The organism is [Actinomadura] parvosata subsp. kistnae (assembly GCF_900323885.1).
GTDB classification, from domain to species: Bacteria; Actinomycetota; Actinomycetes; order Streptosporangiales; family Streptosporangiaceae; genus Nonomuraea; species Nonomuraea composti.
This window is the reverse complement of the sequence record NZ_OOHJ01000022.1, coordinates 882626-902266: the sequence shown is the minus strand read 5'-3', so window position 1 is coordinate 902266 and position 19641 is coordinate 882626. Positions and strand designations below refer to the sequence as shown.

19 protein-coding genes and 1 pseudogene are annotated in these 19641 nt (G+C 73.1%); 8 read left to right on the top strand and 12 right to left on the bottom strand.

Annotated features, from left to right (window positions below):
• Nucleotides 1–599: 599 nt before the first annotated feature.
• On the bottom strand, nucleotides 600–1181 hold the full coding sequence (locus KIS93_RS46840; RefSeq protein ID WP_080041756.1) for a TetR/AcrR family transcriptional regulator: 582 nt from the start codon (nucleotides 1179–1181) through the stop codon (nucleotides 600–602).
• A gap of 81 nt (nucleotides 1182–1262) precedes the next feature.
• Between KIS93_RS46840 and KIS93_RS46835 the strand changes: the two genes are divergently transcribed.
• Both KIS93_RS46835 and KIS93_RS46830 read left to right on the top strand, forming a co-directional pair.
• Nucleotides 1263–2450, top strand: coding sequence for an MFS transporter (locus tag KIS93_RS46835; RefSeq protein WP_080041755.1), 1188 nt, complete (start codon nucleotides 1263–1265; stop codon nucleotides 2448–2450).
• A 43-nt stretch (nucleotides 2451–2493) separates the two neighbouring features.
• The gene (locus tag KIS93_RS46830) at nucleotides 2494–3243 is read left to right on the top strand and encodes a class I SAM-dependent methyltransferase (RefSeq protein ID WP_080041754.1); all 750 of its coding nucleotides are present in this window, start codon (nucleotides 2494–2496) and stop codon (nucleotides 3241–3243) included.
• A gap of 372 nt (nucleotides 3244–3615) precedes the next feature.
• Here KIS93_RS46830 and KIS93_RS46825 read toward each other — a convergent pair whose 3' ends face one another.
• Nucleotides 3616–4377, bottom strand: a complete 762-nt coding sequence (locus KIS93_RS46825; RefSeq protein WP_186404831.1) for a TetR/AcrR family transcriptional regulator — start codon at nucleotides 4375–4377, stop codon at nucleotides 3616–3618.
• 71 nt (nucleotides 4378–4448) lie between these two features.
• Nucleotides 4449–4850, bottom strand: coding sequence for a hypothetical protein (locus KIS93_RS46820; protein ID WP_080041752.1), 402 nt, complete (start codon nucleotides 4848–4850; stop codon nucleotides 4449–4451).
• Between the two features lie 190 nt (nucleotides 4851–5040).
• On the opposite strand from KIS93_RS46820, the gene KIS93_RS46815 reads away from it, so the two are divergent.
• Nucleotides 5041–5682 carry a DNA alkylation repair protein gene (locus tag KIS93_RS46815; protein WP_155129882.1) on the top strand — a complete coding sequence of 214 codons (642 nt, stop codon included), beginning with the start codon at nucleotides 5041–5043 and terminating at the stop codon, nucleotides 5680–5682.
• Here KIS93_RS46815 and KIS93_RS46810 read toward each other — a convergent pair.
• Nucleotides 5679–6188, bottom strand: coding sequence for a GNAT family N-acetyltransferase (locus KIS93_RS46810; RefSeq protein ID WP_080041751.1), 510 nt, complete (start codon nucleotides 6186–6188; stop codon nucleotides 5679–5681). The two genes, KIS93_RS46815 and KIS93_RS46810, sit on opposite strands and share 4 nt — an antisense overlap.
• A gap of 18 nt (nucleotides 6189–6206) precedes the next feature.
• Nucleotides 6207–6922: pseudogene (locus KIS93_RS46805) on the bottom strand (helix-turn-helix domain-containing protein).
• 183 nt (nucleotides 6923–7105) lie between these two features.
• Between KIS93_RS46805 and KIS93_RS46800 the strand changes: the two are divergent.
• The gene (locus KIS93_RS46800) at nucleotides 7106–7651 is read left to right on the top strand and encodes a carboxymuconolactone decarboxylase family protein (RefSeq protein ID WP_155128330.1); all 546 of its coding nucleotides are present in this window, start codon (nucleotides 7106–7108) and stop codon (nucleotides 7649–7651) included.
• A gap of 51 nt (nucleotides 7652–7702) precedes the next feature.
• Here the strand turns inward: KIS93_RS46800 and KIS93_RS46795 are convergent, their stop codons facing one another.
• From KIS93_RS46795 to KIS93_RS46765, 7 genes are all read right to left on the bottom strand, one after another.
• Nucleotides 7703–8614, bottom strand: a complete 912-nt coding sequence (locus KIS93_RS46795; protein WP_080041749.1) for an alpha/beta hydrolase family protein — start codon at nucleotides 8612–8614, stop codon at nucleotides 7703–7705.
• Between the two features lie 77 nt (nucleotides 8615–8691).
• Nucleotides 8692–11532 carry a helix-turn-helix transcriptional regulator gene (locus KIS93_RS46790; RefSeq protein ID WP_080041748.1) on the bottom strand — a complete coding sequence of 947 codons (2841 nt, stop codon included), beginning with the start codon at nucleotides 11530–11532 and terminating at the stop codon, nucleotides 8692–8694.
• Between the two features lie 50 nt (nucleotides 11533–11582).
• Complete coding sequence (locus tag KIS93_RS46785; RefSeq protein WP_230465472.1) at nucleotides 11583–12563, bottom strand: branched-chain amino acid ABC transporter permease; 981 nt, start codon at nucleotides 12561–12563, stop codon at nucleotides 11583–11585.
• Nucleotides 12560–13420: a branched-chain amino acid ABC transporter permease gene (locus KIS93_RS46780; protein ID WP_080041747.1), complete on the bottom strand. Its 861-nt coding sequence runs from the start codon at nucleotides 13418–13420 to the stop codon at nucleotides 12560–12562. The genes KIS93_RS46785 and KIS93_RS46780 overlap by 4 nt, the downstream gene beginning before the upstream one ends.
• 92 nt (nucleotides 13421–13512) lie before the next feature.
• Nucleotides 13513–14172 (bottom strand): ABC transporter ATP-binding protein, encoded by a 660-nt coding sequence (locus KIS93_RS46775; protein ID WP_080041746.1) that lies wholly within the window; start codon nucleotides 14170–14172, stop codon nucleotides 13513–13515.
• Nucleotides 14169–14924, bottom strand: coding sequence for an ABC transporter ATP-binding protein (locus tag KIS93_RS46770; RefSeq protein ID WP_080041745.1), 756 nt, complete (start codon nucleotides 14922–14924; stop codon nucleotides 14169–14171). The genes KIS93_RS46775 and KIS93_RS46770 overlap by 4 nt, the downstream gene beginning before the upstream one ends.
• Nucleotides 14925–14931: 7 nt before the next feature.
• Entirely contained in the window at nucleotides 14932–16122 is a 1191-nt protein-coding gene (locus tag KIS93_RS46765) for an ABC transporter substrate-binding protein (RefSeq protein WP_080041744.1), read from the bottom strand.
• 102 nt (nucleotides 16123–16224) lie between these two features.
• On the opposite strand from KIS93_RS46765, the gene KIS93_RS46760 reads away from it, so the two are divergent.
• The 4 genes from KIS93_RS46760 to KIS93_RS46750 all read left to right on the top strand — a co-directional run bounded on the left by KIS93_RS46760 (nucleotide 16225) and on the right by KIS93_RS46750 (nucleotide 19641).
• Complete coding sequence (locus KIS93_RS46760) at nucleotides 16225–17016, top strand: PaaX family transcriptional regulator (RefSeq protein WP_230465471.1); 792 nt, start codon at nucleotides 16225–16227, stop codon at nucleotides 17014–17016.
• A gap of 89 nt (nucleotides 17017–17105) precedes the next feature.
• On the top strand, nucleotides 17106–17477 hold the full coding sequence (locus KIS93_RS66390; protein ID WP_246005469.1) for an AMP-binding protein: 372 nt from the start codon (nucleotides 17106–17108) through the stop codon (nucleotides 17475–17477).
• Nucleotides 17474–18529: an acyl-CoA synthetase gene (locus tag KIS93_RS46755; RefSeq protein WP_246005468.1), complete on the top strand. Its 1056-nt coding sequence runs from the start codon at nucleotides 17474–17476 to the stop codon at nucleotides 18527–18529. The genes KIS93_RS66390 and KIS93_RS46755 overlap by 4 nt, the downstream gene beginning before the upstream one ends.
• A gap of 2 nt (nucleotides 18530–18531) precedes the next feature.
• Nucleotides 18532–19641 carry a 5-methyltetrahydropteroyltriglutamate--homocysteine S-methyltransferase gene (locus KIS93_RS46750; RefSeq protein ID WP_080041741.1) on the top strand — a complete coding sequence of 370 codons (1110 nt, stop codon included), beginning with the start codon at nucleotides 18532–18534 and terminating at the stop codon, nucleotides 19639–19641.

Sequence of the window (19641 nt, the reverse complement as noted above, 5' to 3'; positions counted from 1 at the left end):
GGCCGCCGCTCCGCGCGGCGAGCGGTGGCGGCGCTGGAGCCGGCGCTGGGGCCGGAGCCCGGCCGTCGAGCGGTGCGGGGCCGCGAGCCGGCCGCCGCCGCGCGCGGTGAGCGGTGGTGAGGCTGGGGCCTGCGCTGGGGCTGGAACCCGGCCGCCGAGCGGCGCGGAGGCTGCGGCTCGGCCGTCCAGCGGTGCGGAGGCTGCGGCTGCGGCTCGGCCGTCGAGCGGTGCGGAGGCTGCGGCTCGGTTGTCGAGCGGTGCGGGGATGGTGGCGCGGCCGATGCTCGGCGTGGTGGCGGAGGCTGGGGCCCAGCCGCTGCCGCTCAGCGCGGCGAGCGCGATGAGCGCCGCGATCCCGGGCCTGCCGCCCATGTCCTACCCCCGCCTCGTGCCTGCTCGACCCGGGGATCAGCCTCCTACCGGCCGCCGGGGTCGCGGAGGCGGTCAGACCGCAACCATGCGCCGCCATGACGGAGACTTTGCCTCGGGGCGCCCGCCCAGGTGGCCCCCGCTCAGGTGGTGCCTGCTCAGGAGGTGGTGCCTGCTCATGAAGTGGTGCCTGCTCACGAGGTGGTGCCTGCTCACGAGGTGGCGCTTGCTCAGGTGGCGGCGGCGACCCACTCGTCCACCAGGGCGCAGAGCTGGTCCAGCGCCGCCTCCACCCGCTCCCGGTCGCCGGTGGTGAGGAAGTCGATCTGCAGCCCCGTGTACGCCGAGTTGGCCAGCGTGGAGATCCGCAGGGCGTCGGCCTCGGGCACCCCCCGCTCCCGCAGCAGCCCCGCCACGAACTCCGACCGGTCCGCCAGCAGCCTGGGCACGTGCCCGGCGAGCTTGCCCGCCGCCGCCAGCCCCTCGATCTCGTGGATCAGCCGGGCGACCGGCAGGTTCTCCTCCTGCGCCTGCCAGTCCCAGGTGCGCCGGATGATCGTCCCCACGCTGTCGGCCCCCGACCAGCCCGGCAGGGAGCGCAGCCAGGCGCGGTGCCGCTCGTCCAGGCGCTCCATGGTGGCCGACAGCAGGGCCTCCTTGTCGGCGAAGTGGTGGGTCAGCACCCGCGTGGACTTGCCCAGGTGCTGGGCCAGCGGCCGCATCGACAACGTCGAGAGGCCGTGGTCGGCCAGGTAGTCGACGATCTGGTCGAGCAGCTCGGCGCGGCGGTGCGGGTCGGCGGTCCTGGCCATCGCGATTCCCTTTGACGTCATTGAGGTGACGACTGTTACCCTAACGGGGAAACAGTCGTTACCTTTATCGAGGGGATCCCCATGCCCGTCGCCGTACGGCAGCGCGCCCGCCTGCCCGCCTGGCTGCTCGCCCTGGTGTTCACCACGTTCACCTTCGCCACCGACGACTACGTGATCGCCGGCGTCCTGCCCGCCGTCTCCGCCGACCTCGGCGTCAGCGAGGCGGCGGGCGGGCAGCTCGTCACCGCCTTCTCGCTCGCGTTCGCGCTGGCCGCGCCCGTCGCCTCCGTGGTGACCGCCACCTGGCCGCGCCGGCGGCTGCTCACCGGCGCGCTCGCGGTGTTCGTCGTGGCCAACTGGGCGGCGGCGTTCACCACCTCGTACGCCCTGCTCATGGGCCTGCGCGTGCTGGCGGCGGTGGCGGCGGCGGCCGTCGTGCCCGCCGCGTACGCCATCGCCACCACCCTCGCCCCCGACGGCCGCCAGGGCCGCTACCTGGCCCTCGTGATGGGCGGGCTGACCGGGTCGCTCGCGCTCGGCGTGCCCATCGGCACGTGGGTGGGCGGCGCGTTCGGTTGGCAGGCCACGTTCGGGGTCGGCGGGGCGCTGGGGCTGGTCGCGCTGGCGGCCCTCCTGGCGACCCTGCCGGAGACGCCGCCCGTCGCCGCCATGCCCGTCCGGGACCGGCTGGCGCCGCTGGCCCGCGCCGAAGTGCTGCTCGGGCTGCTCGGGATCGTGGCGATCGTGCTGGGCAGCATGATGGTGCTGACCTACCTCGCCCCGTTCCTGCACGACCTGGCCGGGGCGGGGCCCGTCGAGCTGGGCTGGGTGTTCGTGCTGGCGGGGGTCGCCGGGTTCGCCGGCGGGCAGCTCGGCGGGCGGGCCGCCGACCGGTGGGGCCCCGACCGGGCGCTGATCGCCGGGATCGTGGGGTTCGCGGCGGTGATGGCCGTCTTCAGCGCCTGCCTGCTCCTGCGGCCCGTGCCGCTGCCGGCGCTGCTGCCCCTCCTGGCCGTGTGGGCGGGCGTGTCCTGGTGGATCCCGCCGCCCGCCCAGACCCGCCTGCTCGCCCTGGCCGGCCCGGCCGGGCCGCAGGCGCTCGCGCTCAACAGCAGCGCCGTCTACGCCGGCGTGTCCGGCGGGGGCGCGGTGGGCGGGCTGGTGCTCGCCGGGCACGGCAGCGGCTGGCTGCCCGCCGTGGCCGCCGCCGTCGAGCTGATCGCCCTCGCCCTGTTCTGGCTGGCGGGACGCCGATTCCGCGCTCGATGAACACCCCTTCTGCCGCCACCGCCGGCTCGCCTAAGGTCGGGGCATGGCAGGCACCGCCCGGTACGACGAGATCGCCGACTTCTACGCGGCCGGCTGGACCGACACCGTCGACGACCCCGCCGCGCGCCGCCTGCTCTCCCTGGCCGAGCCGGTGGCCGGGCGGCGCGTCCTCGACCTCGCCTGCGGCCACGGGCGCATCAGCCGGGCACTCGCCCGGCGCGGCGCCTCGGTCGTGGGCGCCGACCTCTCGGCCGCGCTGATCGCGAAGGCGGAGGCGGCCGAACGCGAATCCCCGCTCGGCATCCGCTACCTCCACGCCGACGCCACCGTTTCGGCGGGGGCGGGCTCGGTGCGGGAGCTCGGGGTGTTCGACGCCGTGGTGTGCAGTTTCGGGCTGTCCGACATCGACGACCTGGAGGGCGCCGTGGCCACCACCGCCGCGGCCCTCCGGCCCGGCGGCGTCTTCATGTGCTCGATCCTGCACCCCTGCTTCCCCGGCGGCACAGGGGTGTCGGGGTCGTGGGCGGGCGGTGACGGGCGTTACTACGACGAGGGGTGGTGGCGGGCCGACGGCGAGCTGTCGTCGCTGCGCCGCCAGGTGGGCGCGAACCACCGCACGCTCTCGACGTACGTCAACACCCTGCGCCGCCACGACCTGTGGGTGGATGAGATGGCGGAGCCCGAGCCCGCCCCCGAGTGGGCCGCGAAACGTCCGGATGCCGCCAGGTTCCCCGTGTTCCTCGTGCTGAGATGCGTCAAGGGCAACACCGCCCCACCATCGGCTGACGAGTAGAGCCCCTCCCGGCACCCGCCCAGCCTCGCCCACCCGCCCGCGCCGGCCGTCCGCCGGTGATCGGCTTCCGCCGGCCGCACGCTCGCGCCCGTGGCGGCTGGTGAGCTGCCTCTGTCGGCGGGCCGCTCGCTTGGGCCAGGCTGCCGCTGAAGGGCCTCCATCGGCCGGGCGCTCGCCCGCGTCGGCGGGCCGCTCGTGCCCGTCGGCCGCCGATGAACGGCCTCCGTTGGCTGCCCGCTCGCGCGCGTCGGCTGCTGGTGATCGGTCTTCGCTGCCCGCCGGTGAGCGGCTTTCGTCGGCTGGCCGCTCGCGCGCGTCGGTCGGCCGTGAGTGGTCTCCGGCGGTCGTTCGCCTGTGAGCGGCGGCCGGTGGTCAGCGGGCTGCGGGTGCTGCTTGGGGGTGTTCGCTCGGGATTGTCGCGTCGCAGGTTGCCGACAACCCCGCCAGCAGGCAGCTCAGGGCGAACTCGAAGCGGCGTTCGCTGTCTCGCTCCACGTCGGCCCCCTTGCCGGCGGCCATGCGGTGGGCCAGGAGCGGGTGGCGGGCGGCGACGTCGCGCAGGTACGCCGTGGTGGCGTGCTGGGTCCACTCCGCGCCGCTCTCCCGCATGCGGGTCAGCGTGTCGCGCCAGGCGACCTCGGCGATCACGGCGCCCACCACCTGGTCGTTGACCGTGGCCATGGCGGCGTCGAGGTCGGCGTCGGCGAAGCCGGCCCTGGACAGGAGGTGCAGGCCCGTCTCGGCCAGCGTGAAGGCGTTGGGGCCCAGGTTGGGCCGGACGGTCAGCTCCAGCAGCGCCCAGCGGTGGCGCAGCAGCATCGCGCGGGTGTTGCGGGCGAGCGCGGCCAGCCCGTGCCGCCAGTCGGGCTCCTCGGGGTCGGCGTTCACCTCGCCGAGCACCCGGTCGAGCGCCAGCTCCAGCACGTCGTCCTTGGTGCGGACGTACCAGTAGAGAGAGCCGGCCGTCACTCCGAGGTCGGTGGCGATCCGGCGCATGGAGAGGCCCCGGTGCCCCTCGGTGTCCAGCACGGGGACGGCGGCGCCCACGATGTGGGCGCGGCTGAGCCGGCGGTCGCGAAGCGGGCGCTCGCGGCGCAGCCACACTGAGCCGTCGGCGGAGTCTGAGAGAGGCACTTCCACACCGTACTCGAACAACGATCACCGTTCAGCTTGATTAAACGGCGTTCAGGGCACGCGAACGTCGTTCACCACTCTCGCCACTTGTCGGTGATCTCGTGGCGGGTCAGGCCGTGGCGGGCCGCTAACGCGTCGACGTCGATGCCGGCCTCGACGATCGACTCCTCGATGAAGGCGCACAGGTGTTCGCGCTCGCCGGTTTCGTAGGCGGCCTCGCCGTGCTGCTCGTTCACCTGGTTGAGGGCGAGCACCGCCCGCTCGACGGCCGCGAACACCTCCTCGTCGGAGGGGGCCGACAGCGCGGCGAGGTCGGCCTCGAAGCGGGACAGGACCTCGTCGGTGCCGAGCAGCATGGACTCGGGGAACAGCTCCGCGGCGTACGCGTCGGCGGGGTCGAGCTCGCCCGAGGCGACCAGGCGGGCCTCCTCGGCGACGTTCTCGCGCCAGTGGGTGGTGGGTCGAACGGCCATGCGCCGGACCCTAACCAACGGCACCGTCAATTTCGGTGCTAGTGCTGGTGGGGCACCGCACCGCATAGGCTCTCAGCCGGGACGACGACGGCGGGAGGCAGAGGTGGCCGGGGCGACGGAGGCTGGGAAGACGGTGACCGGGGCGACGGTGGCGGGAAAGCCGGTGACCGGGGAGACGGTGGCTGAGGTGATGGCCGAGCTGGCCGCGCTGGAGGATCCGCGGATCCGGGAGGTGAACGAGCGGCACGGCGACGACCACGGCGTGAACCTCGGCAAGCTGCGCGCCCTCGCCAAGCGCCTGAAGACCCAGCAGGAGCTGGCCCGGCAGCTCTGGGAGACCGGCGACACCGCCGCGCGCCTGCTGGCGTTGCTGATCTGCCGGCCGAAGGCGTTCGGGCGGGACGAGCTGGACACCATGATCCGCCAGGCGCGCCCGCCCAAGGTGCACGACTGGCTGGTCAGTTACGTGGTGAAGAAGAGTCCGCACGCGGAGGAGCTGCGCGTGGCCTGGTCCGCCGATCCTGACCCGGTGGTGGCCAGCGCCGGGTGGGCGCTGACGACCGAACGGGTGGCGAAGAAGCCCGAGGGCCTCGACCTGCCGGGGCTGCTCGACGTGATCGAGGCCGAGATGAAGGACGCCCCCGACCGCCTGCAGTGGGCGATGAACCACTGCCTGGCGCAGATCGGCATCGAGCACGCCGAGCACCGCGCCCGCGCCGTCGACATCGGTGAACGCCTCCAGGTGCTCAAGGACTACCCGACGTCGCCGGGCTGCACGTCCCCGTTCGCGCCCGTCTGGATCAGCGAGATGGTGCGCAGGCAGCACGCCTAGGCCGGAAACCTCAGCTCGTACTCGACCTGGGGGAGCGGGTTGCCGTCGCCGTAGTCGTGGGTGCGCACGGTGCCGGACTCGGTGAAGCCGCTCTTGGTGTAGAAGCGGCGCGACTGCGGGGTGTCGCGCAGCGTCCACAGGTGAACGTGGCCGAAGCCGTCCGCGCGGATGCGGTCGAGGGTCGCGGTCATCAGGGCCGAGGCGATGCCGCTGCCCCAGCCGTCCGGATGGCCGTAGAAGCCGTAGATCTCCACGGAGCCCGGGTGGGCGGCCGAGGGGCCGAAGTAGGAGAAGGCCAGCGGGCGGCCGTCCAGGAAGGCGAGCAGAACGGTGTTCTTGTCCTCGGACGCCAGGACGTCGTGCCACTTGGTGCGGCGGTGCCGCAGGGCGTCGGCGAAGAACCGCGGCGCGAAGAAGGGCGCGTTGGCGGCCCTCCAGGACTCCGCGTGGATCTCGCCCACCGCGTCGGCGTCGGCGGCGGAGGCGGGGGATGTCGTGAACGTCACAGGGCTACGCTATGCGGTTCATGCCCACCGGTGCTTCTCCGTGGCGGGGTCGGCCGGGTAGAAGCTCTCCACGCGCAGTTCCTGGGCCGTGACGTCCTGCGGGGTGCCGACGGTGGTGATCATGGAGAAGTAGCTGACGGTCAGGCCGTCCTTGGCGAAGGTGACCGGGACGACCGGCAGGAGCGGGGCTCTGAGGTCGGGCCCGCGCCGGTCGGGAGGCAGGATCTCCTCCAGCAGGGCGCGGGTGGTGGCGTCCGGGAGGCCGCCGACCGCCTCGCGGTGCACGCGCTGGATGAGAGCGGGGGCCACCTCGTCCCAGTTGGCGACGTGCGGGCGCAGCTCGCGGGGTCGAACATGAGCCTGATCACGTTGGCGGAGGCGGTCGCGGGCGGGGTGGCGCGCAAGTAGCCGAACATGACCTCGGCGGGGTGGTTGGCCTGCGTGATGTTCCAGTGGCGGTCCATGACCACGGCCGGATACGGCTCGTGATGGGTCAGGACGCGCTCCAGGGCCGCCCTGATCGTGGCCATCGTCGGCTCGGCAATGCCCGTTTCGCGGTAGGCGGGGGCGTAGCCGGCCGCGAGCAGCAGGTCGTTGCGTTCGCGCAGCGGGATCTGGAGCGCGCCGGCCAAACCCATGATCCACTCGCGGCTGGGGGTGGAGCGGCCGCTCTCGACGAAGCTGAGGTGGCGCGGCGAGACCTGCGCGTGGTGGGCCAGGGCGAGCTGGCTCATCCGCCGTACCCGCCGCCAGTGGCGCAGCAGATCGCCGAGTGGGGTGCTCACCCTCACAGTGAACGACGCCGCGCGCCCGCACGCACTTCCCCCGGAGGGAATTGGAACGCGGCGCCGGGCCGCCGACAGTGAGGAGCCCGGCCAGGGGACGTGCTCCTGGCCCTCCCACGGAGGTCGGACGAGATGACCGTCTTCACCGTGCACACCGTCGAATCGGCGCCCGAGGCGTCCCGGCAGCCGCTGGACGAGCTGCGGCAGCGGGTGGGGTTCGTGCCCAACCTGGCGGGGAGCCTCGCGGCGGCCCCGGCCGCGATCGACGGGTTCAACCAGTTGCAGCGGGCGCTGCGGCAGTCCGCGCTGAGCCCCGCCGAGCGCGAGGTGGTCGGGCTCACGGTCAGCGTGGCGAACCGGTGCGCCTGGTCCGTGGCCGCGCACACCGTGTTCGCCGAGCGGGCGGGCCTGGCGCCCGAGGTGATCGAGGCGCTGCGAGAGGGCAAGGGCGAGCAGGTCAGCGCGCTGTCCGCGTTCACCGGGGCGATCCTGCGCACCGGCGGGCTGGTGGCGGCGGACGACCTCGCCGCGGTGCTGGCCGCCGGGTACTCGCGGGAGCAGGTGCTGGAGGTGATCGCGCAGGCCGCGTTCACGACGATGGCGAACTGGGCGGCGAACGTGACCGGCACGCCCCTCGACGCCGCCCTCGCGGGCAAGGCGTGGCAAGCCACAGCGTAGGAAGGCCGATGGCGGCCGCGGGCAGACGGCCGCCATCGGCGGATCAGGTCGTCACGAGCTGGGGCAGGTGTGGCGGTACTCCTCGATCGACAGCCCGCTGGGCGGCGGGCACAGGAACCGCTCGTAGCGGGTGTCGTCGTCGACGAACCGCTTCAGCCAGGCCACCATCGACTTGGCCATCGTGGTGTTGGTGGTCTGCGGGAAGAAGTGGCTGGCGTTGTTCAGCTCCAGGTACGCCTTCTCCGAGGAGGCCGGGATGCTGGAGTAGAACAGCTCCGAGTGCGTGGCCACCGGGGCGACGGTGTCGGCCTCGCCACCGATGATCATCGTGGGCACGCGCACCCCCGTCCACGACTTCGTCAGGTTCCAGGGCGCGAGCGGCACGGCGGCCTGCAGCGACGGCCGGTCGTTGGCCGCCTCCAGGGTGCCGCCGCCGCCCATCGAGTGCCCGGCGACGGCGAGCCGCGACGGGTCGATGCGGCTGCGTACCGTGGCCGAGCTGTCCTCGACCAGGTAGTCGAGCGCCGCCAGGAGCTGGCGGCCCCGGCTGGCGGGCTGGTCGTAGATCGTGTTGGTCTCGATGCCGATCACGACGAAGCCGTGCGAGGCGATGCGCGGGCCGAGCCACGCCAGGCTCGACCACCTGGCCGTGTACCCGGGCGAGATCGCGATCGCGCCGAACGTGCCCTGGCTGGTGTCGGTCGGGTAATAGATGGTGCCGCCGCCGAAGCCGCTGACGCTCAGCGAGGAGACGCTGGTCTGCGAGGTCGAGAACGGGCCGCGGCCCGCCTCGAGGATGGCGTCCGTGGGGTCGGGGCCGCGCTCGTACGGACCCTGAGCCTGGGCGGGGGAGGCGGCCATCAGGGCGCCGCCGACCAGTGAGACGGTGAGGGCGAGCTTGGTCAACGTTCGCGCGCCGAACCGGGGGGTGGATAGCTGCACGTCGTCATACTCCCTGCTCATCGGGGGGTGACTGCTTTCTGTGGCCATTGTTCGGATGAGCAGTAAGCCGTGCATCGGTGAAATCACCGGTCCTGAATTCAGGTCATGAGCCTGACCAGTTCGACGCGGGAGCGGATGCCGAGGCGGCTGAAGATGTTCCTGAGGTGGTGCTCGACGGTGCGGCGGCTCAGGAACAGCTGCTCGGCCACCTCCTTGTTGGTGGCGCCCTCGGCGACCATGCGGGCGATCTGCAGCTGCTGCGCCGTGAGCTGGCCGGTCGTCGCGTCGAAGGCGGGGCGCACCGAGTCGCCGGAGGCGCGCAGCTCGGCCCTGGCCTGCTCGGTCCACAGGCGGGCGCCGTACCGCTCGAACGTCTCCAGGGCCGCGTGCAGGTGCGTCCTGGCCGCGCCGGGCCGCCGGTCGCGCCGCAGCGCGCTCCCGTACAGGAGTCTCGTACGTGCCGCCTCGAACTCGTACACCCCCTGCCCGTGCAGGTCGAGCGCCTCCTTAAACAGCTCCTCCGCCTCGCCGGGCCCGGCCAGCAGCGCGCGGCAGCGGGACACCAGCGCCCGCAGGTCCGGGCTGCGCGTGCTGCCCACCCACCGCTCCATCACGCGCAGCGCGGCCCCGGCCGCCTCGTGGTCGCCGGTACGCGCGCACGCCTCGATGAAGTGCGGCGTGGCCATGACCCGGATGACGACGTGGTTGTTGGTGCGGCGCTCGGCCCGCAGCCGGTTCGCCGCGTCGGCGGGGCGGCCTCCGGCCAGGTCCAGGTAGGCCAGCGCCCAGTTGCCGATCGCGCCCGCGATGCCCAGGTCGTGGGCACTGGCCAGGTCGATGGCCGCGTCGGCGCGCGCCCGGCACGTCTCCTGGTCGCCCTCCACGGCCGCCGTGATCGCCAGCCAGGCCAGGTGCTGGGCGGCCATGTTGAGCTGGCCGGTCTCCTGCGCCAGCCGCAGGCCCTGCGCGGCCGTCGCGGCCACGGCGGCGTAACGGCCCATCCAGATCTCCGGGTAGATCATGTACTCCAGGAGCTGCGGCATGGCCGACACCGCGCCGCGCACCCGGGCCGCCTCGATGGCGCGGGCCGACAGCCGGTGCGCGGTCGCGTCCTCGCCGAGCAGCATGCTGGCCACGCACGCCCACACCAGCACGGACGGGTCGCGTACCGACTCTGCCAGCTCCACCACCCGCCGCAGCGGCGCCGCCGCCTCCTGGTGCGAGCCGCTGAACGTGGAGGCCATCCCGGCGAGGTACTCGAACATGAGCTGCGTCGGCACCGTCTCGTCCGGCCGTCGCAGGGCGGCGGCCTGGCGGGCGATCGCGATGAACGCGCGGTTGTCGCCCGCCCGGTAGCTGGCGTCGGCGGCCCGCACCAGCGCGCGCACCCCCAGCATGCGGTGGCTCTCCAGGAGCCAGCCCGCCGCCGCGAGCAGCTCCTCGCGGGCGCTGCCGGTCTCGCCGCCGAGCAGCTCCAGGCTGCCGTGCAGGAGCTGGACGTGGGCGCGCAGCTCGTCGGGCGCCCTGAGGTTGCGCAGCCGGGCCAGCAGCGAACGGGCCACCTGCGGGTGTCCGGCCACCCACGCATACCGTGCGGCGGCGGCCAGCCGCTCGGCCTTGGCCGGGTCGTGCGGGTCGGTGAGCTCCGCCGCGCGTTCCAGCGCCAGGTACGGCTCGGGATGCGTGTACGCGGGACGGGCGTCGAGCGCGGCCTTGGCGAGGTCGTCGGCCAGGGCGGCGGGCGGGCCGTCGAGCGCGCACGCCCGGTGCCAGGCCAGCCGCAGCCGGGGCGGCTCGGGCCGCTCGTCCGCCAGCAGCGCGGCCAGGAGCCGGTGGGCGCTGCGCCGCCTCAGGAGGGACGCGCCGTAGTAGACGACGCCGCGCATGGCCGGGTCGCGGAAGTCGTACCGGTCGCCGGTGGACTGCAGGACGCCCGCCCGCTCGGCCGGCTCCAGCACCGTCAGCGCGCACGAGGGGCGGGCCGCGCGGATCAGCGTGGGCAGGTCGAGCCCGGGGTCGGCGGCGATCAACAGGAGCAGCCGCTGCGCCTCGCCGGGCAGGGCCGCGAGCCGCCGCGCGTGCCCCCGCCACGCCCGCCCGCCCCTGGGCAGCGCCACGGGCGGCGCGGCCAGGCCGGCGAGCTGGTCGGGGGTGAGCGCGCCGATCAGCTCGGCCAGAGCGAGGGGGTTGCCCCTGGCGATGTGGTCCAGCGCGGCGAGCAGATCCTCCGCCACCTTGCCCACCGCCGGATCGCGAGCCACGTCATCAGCCAGCTCCCGCACGGCCGCCCCGTCCAGCCCGCCCAGCGTGCGCACGGGGACCCCCGGCATGGCCGACCGCTCGCCTTCTCCGGCCGCGGGCGACATCACCGGCCGTTCGCTGTCTCCGGCCGTGCACGGCATCGCCGACGGCCGGCCCTCTCCGGCCGTGAACAGCAGCGCCACCCGCTCGCCCGCGATCCGCCTGGCCGCGAACGACAGCACGTCCCGGCTGTCCGCGTCCAGCAGGTCCACGTCGTCCACGCAGGCCAGCACCGGCTGCCCGGCGGCCACCGCCGACAGCAGGCCGAGCACCGCCGCGGGCAACGCGAGCCCGCCGGCGCCCGTACCGGAATCCAGGGCACCGGACTCCAGCACCGAAAGCAGGGCCCGCGCCTGCGCGTCGGGCAGGGCGGAGGCGTGCGCGGCGACCGGTCGCAGCAGGCCGTGCAGCCCGGCGTACGGCAGCCGCGACTCCGCCTCCACCCCGGAGACCCGCAGCACGCGGAACTCGGGGCCGGCGTGGGCGGCGGCCAGGTCGAGCAGCGCCGTCTTGCCCATGCCGGGCGCACCGACGAGGAGCAGCGCCCCGCCGGCGCCTTCGCGGGCGCGGTCGAGCAGCTGCAGCAGGGCGCGTTCCTCCTCGCCCCGGCCGCGTAACGGAGGCTTGTCAGGAGACACGTCGTCAGTGTTACGCGCAGATGTCAGGACTTGAAGAGAGACCGGTGATTTCACCGATACGGGACCTCCGCCCGCCTCCTCGACAGGCGGCGGGAGACGGCCGGGACGAGGCCGTGGGGCATGAACAGGACGACCACGATGAGGACGAGCGCGTACACCGCGTACGACAGGACGCTGGGCGCGTAACTCGGCATGCCCGGCAGCGACGCCAGCCGGTCGAGCCCCTGGACCAGCAGGGTGATCGCGGCGGCGCCGGCCACGGCGCCCCAGATGGTGCCGAGGCCGCCGACCACGGCCATCACGATGTACTGGATGGAGATGAGCACGGGGAACGAGCCGGGCGCCACGTACCCGGTGTAGAAGCAGTAGATCCCGCCGGCGAGGCCGGCGAACGTGGCCGAGAGGGCGAAGACGACCAGTTTGTAGCGTCCGACGGGGATGCCCGCGGAGGCGGCGGCGATCTCGCTGGTGGCCAGGGCGCGCAGGGCGCGGCCGGGGCGGGAGGTGATGACGTTGTGGGTGATCAGCATGACGAGGGCGAGGCCGGCCCAGGTCAGGTACGCGTAGACGGACGCGCTGCTCGCCTCGAACGCGCCCACAGAGAACTGGGGGATGCCCTGGAGGCCGATGTCGCCGCCGGTGAAGTCGAGCTGTCCGGCCAGCGACAGCAGGATGAGCTGCATGGCGAGGGTGGCGAAGGCCAGGTGGTGGCCGCGCAGCCGGAGCAGCGGGACGCCGATGAGCAGGGCCGACAGCGCGGCGGCCACGGGGGCGGCCACCAGGCCCAGGAGCGGGGGAGCGCCGTTCAGGGCGAGCAGGGCCGCGGTGTAGGCGCCGATGGCGTAGAAGGCGCCCTGGCCGAGCGACACCTGGCCCGCGTACCCCATGAGCAGCGACACCCCGACGGTGACCATGGCGGCCAGGCCGAGCAGGATGTAGACGGCCAGCGCGCTGTCGTCCAGGACGGCGGGCAGGGCGAGCGTGACGGCGGCGACCAGCAGGCCGGCGGCGAGCCCCAGCCGCCTGGTCACGCGGACTCCTGGGAGATGGCCGGGCGGCGGCCGGCCTGCACGATCATGACGACGAGCATGAGACCCAGCGCGACCTCCAGTTGGTGCGCGCCGTAGCCGTAGCCGGCGGCCATGGTCTCGGCGACGCCGAGCAGCAGCGCGCCGGCGAGCGTGACGACGGGCCGGGTGAGGGCGCCGAAGACGGCGGCGGCGAAGCCGTTGACGATGAGCGTGACGTCGGTGTCGAACGAGATCGGCCGCAGCGGTGTGACCAGCACTCCGGCGATGCCGCCGAGCAGCCCGCCCAGCGCGAACGCCAGCAGCCCCATCCGCCGCACGTCGATGCCGACGACGCGGGCGGCGTACGGGTTGGAGGCGCACGCGGTCAGGGCCTTGCCGAGGTAGGTGCGGCCGAAGAAGAGCGCGAGCAGCGCGAAGGCCGCCGCGGCGACGCCGATGACGAGCAGGTGCTGGGTCTGGATGCGGGCTCCGGCCAGCGTCACCGAGCCGGCCAGGCCGGGCGCCGAGCGCGGCTGGTCGCCCCACAGGACGATCTCCACCGCGTACGCGAGCACGCCCACGCCGAGCGTGACGATCAGGGACGACAGCGGGCTGGTGCCGGGCCTGCCGACGGCGGCGAGGCCGGTCAGCAGCCCCGCCAGGGCCGCGGCCAGGACGGCGGCCACCTCGCTGACCCCGTGCGGGACGCCCAGCCCTAGCAGCGAGGACGTGCACAGCCCCGCGACGACGGCGAACGTGCCCTGGGCGAAGTTGACGACGCCGGTGACGCGGTGGATGACGACCAGGCCGCTGGCGATGAGCGCGATGGCCGAGCCGACCGCGAGCCCGTTGAGGAGGTAGGTGAGGAAGGCGCTCATGGTCGGGCCGCCCCCTTGCCGCCGTTCATGTGACCGCCCTGCTCATGTGACCGCCCTGCTCATGTGACCTCTCGTGAGGGGTGATCGCCTGCTCATGTGATCGCCCCGCCCAGGTACGCGCTGGCCACGCGCGGGTCGCCGGCCAGCTCGGCGCTGTCGCCCCCGGTGACCACCCGCCCGGACTCCAGCACGTACGCCCGCCGGCACAGCTCGAACGCCAGCCGCGCGTTCTGCTCGATGAGCAGCACGGTCAGCCCTTGCGTGCGGTTCAGCTCGGCGAGGTGCGCGGCGAGGTCGGCGGTGACGGCGGGGGCGAGGCCGAGTGACAGCTCGTCCACGACGAGCGCGTCGGGGCGCGACATCATGGCCCGGCCGAAGGCGACCATCTGCTGCTCGCCGCCGGACAGCACCCCGGCGCGGCGGGAGGCCAGCTCGGCCAGGCGGGGCAGGAGCTCGTAGACGGGGGAGGGGTCGCGTTGCCCGGAGCGCCAGCCGCCCAGCGCGAGGTTGTCGGCGACGGTCAGGTCGGGGAAGAGCTGGCGGCCCTCGGGGATGAGCGCGAGCCGCCCGCCGACCCGCACGGTGCCGGACGCGGGCCGGATCAGCCCGGCCAGCGTGTTGGCCAGGGTGGACTTGCCGGCGCCGTTCGGGCCGAGCAGGGCCACCATCTCGCCCTTGCCGACGGTGAGCGTGACGTGCTCCAGCGCGGTCGCGGTGCCGTACGAGACCACCAGGTCCTGGACGTCGATCATGAGGCCTGTCCGAGGTAGGCGGCCAGCACCGCCGGGTCGGAGCGGATCTCGGCGGGCGGGCCGTCGGCGATGACCCGCCCGAGGTCGAGCACCACGACGCGGTCGGCCAGCCGGGTCACGAACCCCACGTCGTGCTCGATGAGCAGGATCGTCAGCCCGGCCGCCCGCAGCTCCTCCACGAGCGTGGCGAGGCGCTCGCGCTCCTCGGCGCGCAGCCCGGAGGCGGGCTCGTCGAGGAGCAGGAGCCGGGGCCGCGCGCACAGGGCGCGGGCGAGTTGCAGCGCCCGCTGCTGGCCGATCGGCAGCAGGTCGGCGGGCCGGTCCGCCCATTCGGCCAGCCCCACGCGCGCCAGGGCGTCGGCGGCCTCGGCGGCGATCTCGCGCTCGTCGGCCTGGTGCCGGGGCAGCCGCAGCGCCGCCGCGGCGAACCCGGCCCGCGTGTGCCCGTGCGCTCCCACCATGACGTTCTCCTCGACCGTCATGCCGCGGAACACGCGGGCCGCCTGGAAGACGATCGACATGCCCATCCGGGCCCTGCGGTGCGGCGCGAGCCGGTCCACGCGCTGCCCGAGGAAGGAGATGCGGCCGTGGTCGGCGGCCAGGTGCCCGGTGATCAGGTTGAACAGGGTGGACTTGCCGGCGCCGTTCGGGCCGATGACGCCGCAGACCTCGCCGTCCGCGACGCTCAGCGAGACGTCGCGGACGGCGTAGACGCCCCCGAAGGAACGGGAGACCCCGCTGACATTCAGCACGCGGCTCCTACCCCTGCGCGTTGACGGTCTTGGTGAGCTGCTCCTTGGCCCATTCGGTGGGGACGAACTGCCCGTTCTTCACCGTGTTGACCGAGATGAACTCGGGGGACAGCCCGGAGTGGTCGGTGGGGGAGTAGCGGAAGCGGCCGTTCGGGGTGATCAGGTCCATGGTCTCCAGTGCCTGCTGCACCTTGGTCTTGTCGGTGCTGCCCGCCTTCCTGATCGCCTCGAACAGCAGCAGCGAGGCGCTGTAGCCGTCCTGGGCGAACTGCGGCGGCGGGTAGCCGTGCTTCTGCTTGTACGGCCCGGCCATCTGGTCGATGACCTGCTTCTGCTTGCCGGCGGGCAGGTGGTCGCCGACGACGCCGATCGCGCTCTGCACGGTCATGCCCTCGGCCTGGGCGCCCATCGGCTCCAGCCACAGCTTGCTGGCCTGCGACGCGGTCAGGAACAGCGGCGTCTTGAGCCCGGAGGCCACGTACTGCTTGGCGGCCGTCACGCCCGGCGCGCCGGAGCCCCAGAAGACCAGCGCCTCGGCCTTGGAGTCGCGCACGTGCGTGAACATGGGGCTGAAGTCGGAGGTGGTGGTCTCGTACGGCTCGTCCACGGCGATCGTGACGCCGTACTTGGGGGCCAGCGCGACCATGGACTTGTGGCCGGAGACCGAGTACGCGCTCTTGGAGTCCCAGGCCACGGCGATCGTCTTGATGCCCTTGGCCTGGATGTACTGGAGGTAGCGCTCGGCGTACATGCTGGACAGGGCGGGGGTGACGAAGATGTACGACTTGATCGGCTCGACCTGCTCCTGCGCCGGGGCCAGCGACAGGTACGGCATCTTGTCGCGTTGCGCGAGCGGCTCGACGGCCAGCGCCGAGTTGGAGAACACCGGCCCGATCAGCGCGTCGATCTCGCCCTTGATCTGGTTGTAGGCCACGATGCCCTGGTCGGGGGCGGTCTTGTCGTCGCGCGTGACCAGCTCCACCTTGCGGCCCAGCAGGCCGCCCTGCGCGTTGACCTGCTCGACGGCCAGCTCCACGGCCTTCTTGTCCTCGCTGCCGAGCGGCGTGTAGTTGCCGGTCAGGGAGACGATGAGGCCCACCTTGACGGGGTCTTGCGGGGTGTTGCCGGACCCGCCCCCGCTGCCGCACGCCGTCACCACTAAGGACAGGCAGACCAGGGACGGAAGAAACCTGCGCATCAGGACCTCCTGGGCCGGGTGGCCCCAAAAGTAGGCAGGTACATTACGGCTGTCAATAGAGTGCCTAATTTCCGGAGACAAGCTGTTATGCGGCCTCAATCGGTGATTCTCACCTTCCTCGGAGACCACGTACACGGTCGCGGGATCTGCGTCTCCTCGCAGAGCTTCATCGAGGCGTTCGGCAAGGTGGGCATCTCGGAGGAGGCCACCCGCTCGACGCTGACCCGGATGGTGCGGCGCGGGCTGCTGCGGCGCCAGCGCTCGGGCCGGCGCATGTACTTCGGCCTCACCCCGACCAGCGACGAGGTGTTAAGGGACGGCGAGCGGCGCATCTGGCACAGCGGCGTGGTCAACGACGCCGACGAGGACAGGTGGACGCTGATCGGCTTCTCGCTGCCCGAGTCGTGGCAGCGGCAGCGGCACGAGCTGCGCTCGCGGCTGGTCTGGGCCGGGTTCGGGCCGTTGCAGAACGGCCTGTGGATCGCTCCTGGCGAGGTGGACGCCACCGGGGTGCTCGAGGACCTGGGCGCGGGCGTGAAGGTGTTCGCCGCCGAGCCGCGCCGGCCCACCGACATGCAGACGCTCGTCGGGGAGGCGTACGACCTGGCCGGCCTCGGCGAGCGCTACCGGTCGTTCCTGCGCCGCTGGGACCGGGCCGACCCTGCGCCCGAGGCGCCCGACGACCTGGCGCGCTCGCTGATGCTGCTCACCGGCTGGCTGCAGATCATCAGGACCGACCCGCGGCTGCCGCTGCGCTACCTGCCGCACGACTGGCCCGCCGAGAAGGCGCAGCGGGTCTGTCATACGCTGCACGAGCGGTTCAGGCCGGAGGCGGCCAGGATCGTGGCGGGGCTGCTCGACACCGTTCCCGACGAAAGTTGGGCAGAACGGTGACAGCAATCGCATAGTGGCCTAACTTGGGTCCCGGGAGTCGCCGAATGCGTAATCAGGGGATTGGCTCGTGGCCGGCGCGCAGGGCACGCATGACGCCCGACGCGGTCGCGCTGTCGTACAAGGATCACCACTACACCTATCGTGACCTGCGCGAACGCGTGAACAGGCTGGCCTCCGCGCTCGACGTGCGGCGCGGCGAGCGGGTCGCCTTCCTCGGGGCCAACCAGCCCGCGATGGTGGAGACGCTGTTCGCGGCCGGGCTGCTCGGCGCCGTGTTCGTGCCGCTCAACACCCGGCTGGCCGGGCCGGAGCTGCGCTTCATCCTGGAGGACGCCGACCCGGCGCTGCTCGTGCTCGGCGAGGAGCGGGACGGCGAGGGGCTGCCGGGCGCCACCTGCGGGCCGCCGACTACGAGGCGCTGCTCGCCTCGGGCTCGCCCGAGCCGATCGACGAGCCCGTGAGCCAGGACGACGTGTGCCTGATCATGTACACGTCGGGCACCACGGGCCGGCCCAAGGGCGCCATGCTCACCCACGCCAACCTCACCTGGAACACGGTCAACCTGCTCGTGGACGTGCCGCTGGCGCACGACGAGGTGGCGCTGATCGGGGCGCCGCTGTTCCACATCGCGGCGCTGGGGCAGGCGCTGCTCCCGACCGTGCTCAAGGGCGGGCGGGCCATCCTGGAGCCGTCGTTCGACGTGGAGCGCGCGTTCGACCTGATCGAGGCCGAGCGGGTGACGCTGATCGCCGGGGTGCCGACGATGTTCCAGTTCCTCGCCGCCTCGCCGCGCTGGGCGGGCGCCGACCTGTCGAGCCTGCGGCACCTGCTGTGCGGCGGGGCGCCGGTGCCGCAGCCGCTGATCCAGACGTACCTGGAGCGCGGGCTGGCGTTCATGCAGGGGTACGGCATGACGGAGACCGCGCCCGGCGCGCTGTTCCTCGGCGCGGACCGCTCGCGCGACAAGGCCGGCTCGGCCGGGGTGCCGTGCTTCTTCTCCGACGTGCGGCTCGTCGCGCCCGACGGCTCGCCCGCCGCGCCCGGCGAGCCGGGCGAGCTGTACGTGCAGGGCCCGAACGTGATGCCCGGCTACTGGCGGCGACCGGAGGAGAGCGCCGAGGTGCTGTCGGCCGACGGCTGGTTCCGCTCGGGGGACATCGGCGTCGCCGACGAGGACGGGTACGTGCGCATCTCCGACCGCGTCAAGGACATGATCATCTCTGGCGGCGAGAACATCTATCCCGCCGAGGTGGAGAGCGCCCTGTACGAGCACGCCGCGGTCGCCGAGTGCGCGGTGATCGGCGTGCCGGACGAGAAGTGGGGCGAGGTGGGCAAGGCCCTGGTGGTGCTCCGCCCCGGCGCGACGGCCTCGCCCGACGACCTGCTGAAGCACCTGGACGGCCGCCTGGCCCGCTACAAAGTCCCGAAATATCTGGAATTCGTGCCTGAACTGCCTAAGAACGCGGCGGGCAAGCTCCTCAAGGCCCCGCTGAGAAAGCTCTATGGAGGATGACCATGACGACGCGTACCACACCGCCCTTCCGCGCCGACCACGTCGGCAGCCTGCTCCGCCCGGCCGAGCTGCTGCGCGCCCGCGAGACACTGACCGGCGACGCGCTGCGCGAGGCCGAGGACGCGGCCATCAGGGACGTGGTGCGCAAACAGCGCGACGCCGGGCTGCGCAGCGCCACCGACGGCGAGTTCCGCCGCGCCTCCTGGCACATGGACTTCATCTACCGGCTCGACGGCATCGGCCAGGCCGCCGACGAGCAGATCACCGTCCGCTTCCACAACCAGCAGGGCGACATCGAGTTCACCCCCGCGGCGCTGCGCGTGCACGACCGGATCCGGCTCAGCGAGCCCATCTTCGCCGACGACTTCGCCTTCCTGCGTGACACCGTCGGCGAGGGCGTGGTGCCCAAGCTGACCATCCCGTCGCCCAGCATGGTGCACTACCGGGGCGGTCCCGCCTCCATCGACCCCGGCGTGTACCCGGACGTCGAGGAGTTCTGGCGCGACCTCAGCGCCGCCTACGCCGAGCAGGTGCGCAGGATCGGCGCGCTCGGCTGCACCTACCTGCAGTTCGACGACACCAGCCTCGCCTACCTCAACGACCCGTCGCAGCGGGCCGAGCTGGCCGAGCGCGGCGACGACGCCGAGCACCTGCACCTGCGCTACATCAAGCAGATCAACGCCGCCCTCGCCGCCAAGCCGGCCGGCATGACGATCACCACCCACATGTGCCGCGGGAACTTCCGCTCCTCCTGGGTCGCCTCCGGCGGCTACGACTTCGTCGCGGAAGCGCTGTTCAACGAGCTGAACGTGGACGGCTTCTTCCTGGAGTTCGACGACGAGCGGTCCGGCGGCTTCGAGCCGCTGCGGTTCGTGCCGCCCGGCAAGATGGTCGTGCTCGGGCTCGTCACCACCAAGCGGGGCGAGCTGGAGTCGAAGGACGCGCTCAAGCGGCGCATCGATGAGGCGGCCAAGTTCGTCGACCTCGACCAGCTCTGCCTGTCGCCGCAGTGCGGCTTCTCCTCCACCGTCGAGGGCAACGAGCTGACGGAGGAGCAGCAGTTCGCCAAGCTCCGGCTGATCGTCGAGACGGCCGAGGAGGTGTGGGGCTGA

Excerpts from the sequence above, each read along its gene's own strand:
- KIS93_RS46840 (WP_080041756.1), bottom strand. The coding sequence starts at position 1,181 with ATGGCCAGGACCGCCGACCCGCACCGCCGCGCCGAGCTGCTCGACCAG.
- KIS93_RS46835 (WP_080041755.1), top strand. The coding sequence starts at position 1,263 with ATGCCCGTCGCCGTACGGCAGCGCGCCCGCCTGCCCGCCTGGCTGCTC.
- KIS93_RS46830 (WP_080041754.1), top strand. The coding sequence starts at position 2,494 with ATGGCAGGCACCGCCCGGTACGACGAGATCGCCGACTTCTACGCGGCC.
- KIS93_RS46820 (WP_080041752.1), bottom strand. The coding sequence starts at position 4,850 with ATGGCCGTTCGACCCACCACCCACTGGCGCGAGAACGTCGCCGAGGAG.
- KIS93_RS46815 (WP_155129882.1), top strand. The coding sequence starts at position 5,041 with ATGGCCGAGCTGGCCGCGCTGGAGGATCCGCGGATCCGGGAGGTGAAC.
- KIS93_RS46800 (WP_155128330.1), top strand. The coding sequence starts at position 7,106 with ATGACCGTCTTCACCGTGCACACCGTCGAATCGGCGCCCGAGGCGTCC.
- KIS93_RS46795 (WP_080041749.1), bottom strand. The coding sequence starts at position 8,614 with ATGAGCAGGGAGTATGACGACGTGCAGCTATCCACCCCCCGGTTCGGC.
- KIS93_RS46780 (WP_080041747.1), bottom strand. The coding sequence starts at position 13,420 with ATGAGCGCCTTCCTCACCTACCTCCTCAACGGGCTCGCGGTCGGCTCG.
- KIS93_RS46775 (WP_080041746.1), bottom strand. The coding sequence starts at position 14,172 with ATGATCGACGTCCAGGACCTGGTGGTCTCGTACGGCACCGCGACCGCG.
- KIS93_RS46765 (WP_080041744.1), bottom strand. The coding sequence starts at position 16,122 with ATGCGCAGGTTTCTTCCGTCCCTGGTCTGCCTGTCCTTAGTGGTGACG.
- KIS93_RS66390 (WP_246005469.1), top strand. The coding sequence starts at position 17,106 with ATGACGCCCGACGCGGTCGCGCTGTCGTACAAGGATCACCACTACACC.
- KIS93_RS46750 (WP_080041741.1), top strand. The coding sequence starts at position 18,532 with ATGACGACGCGTACCACACCGCCCTTCCGCGCCGACCACGTCGGCAGC.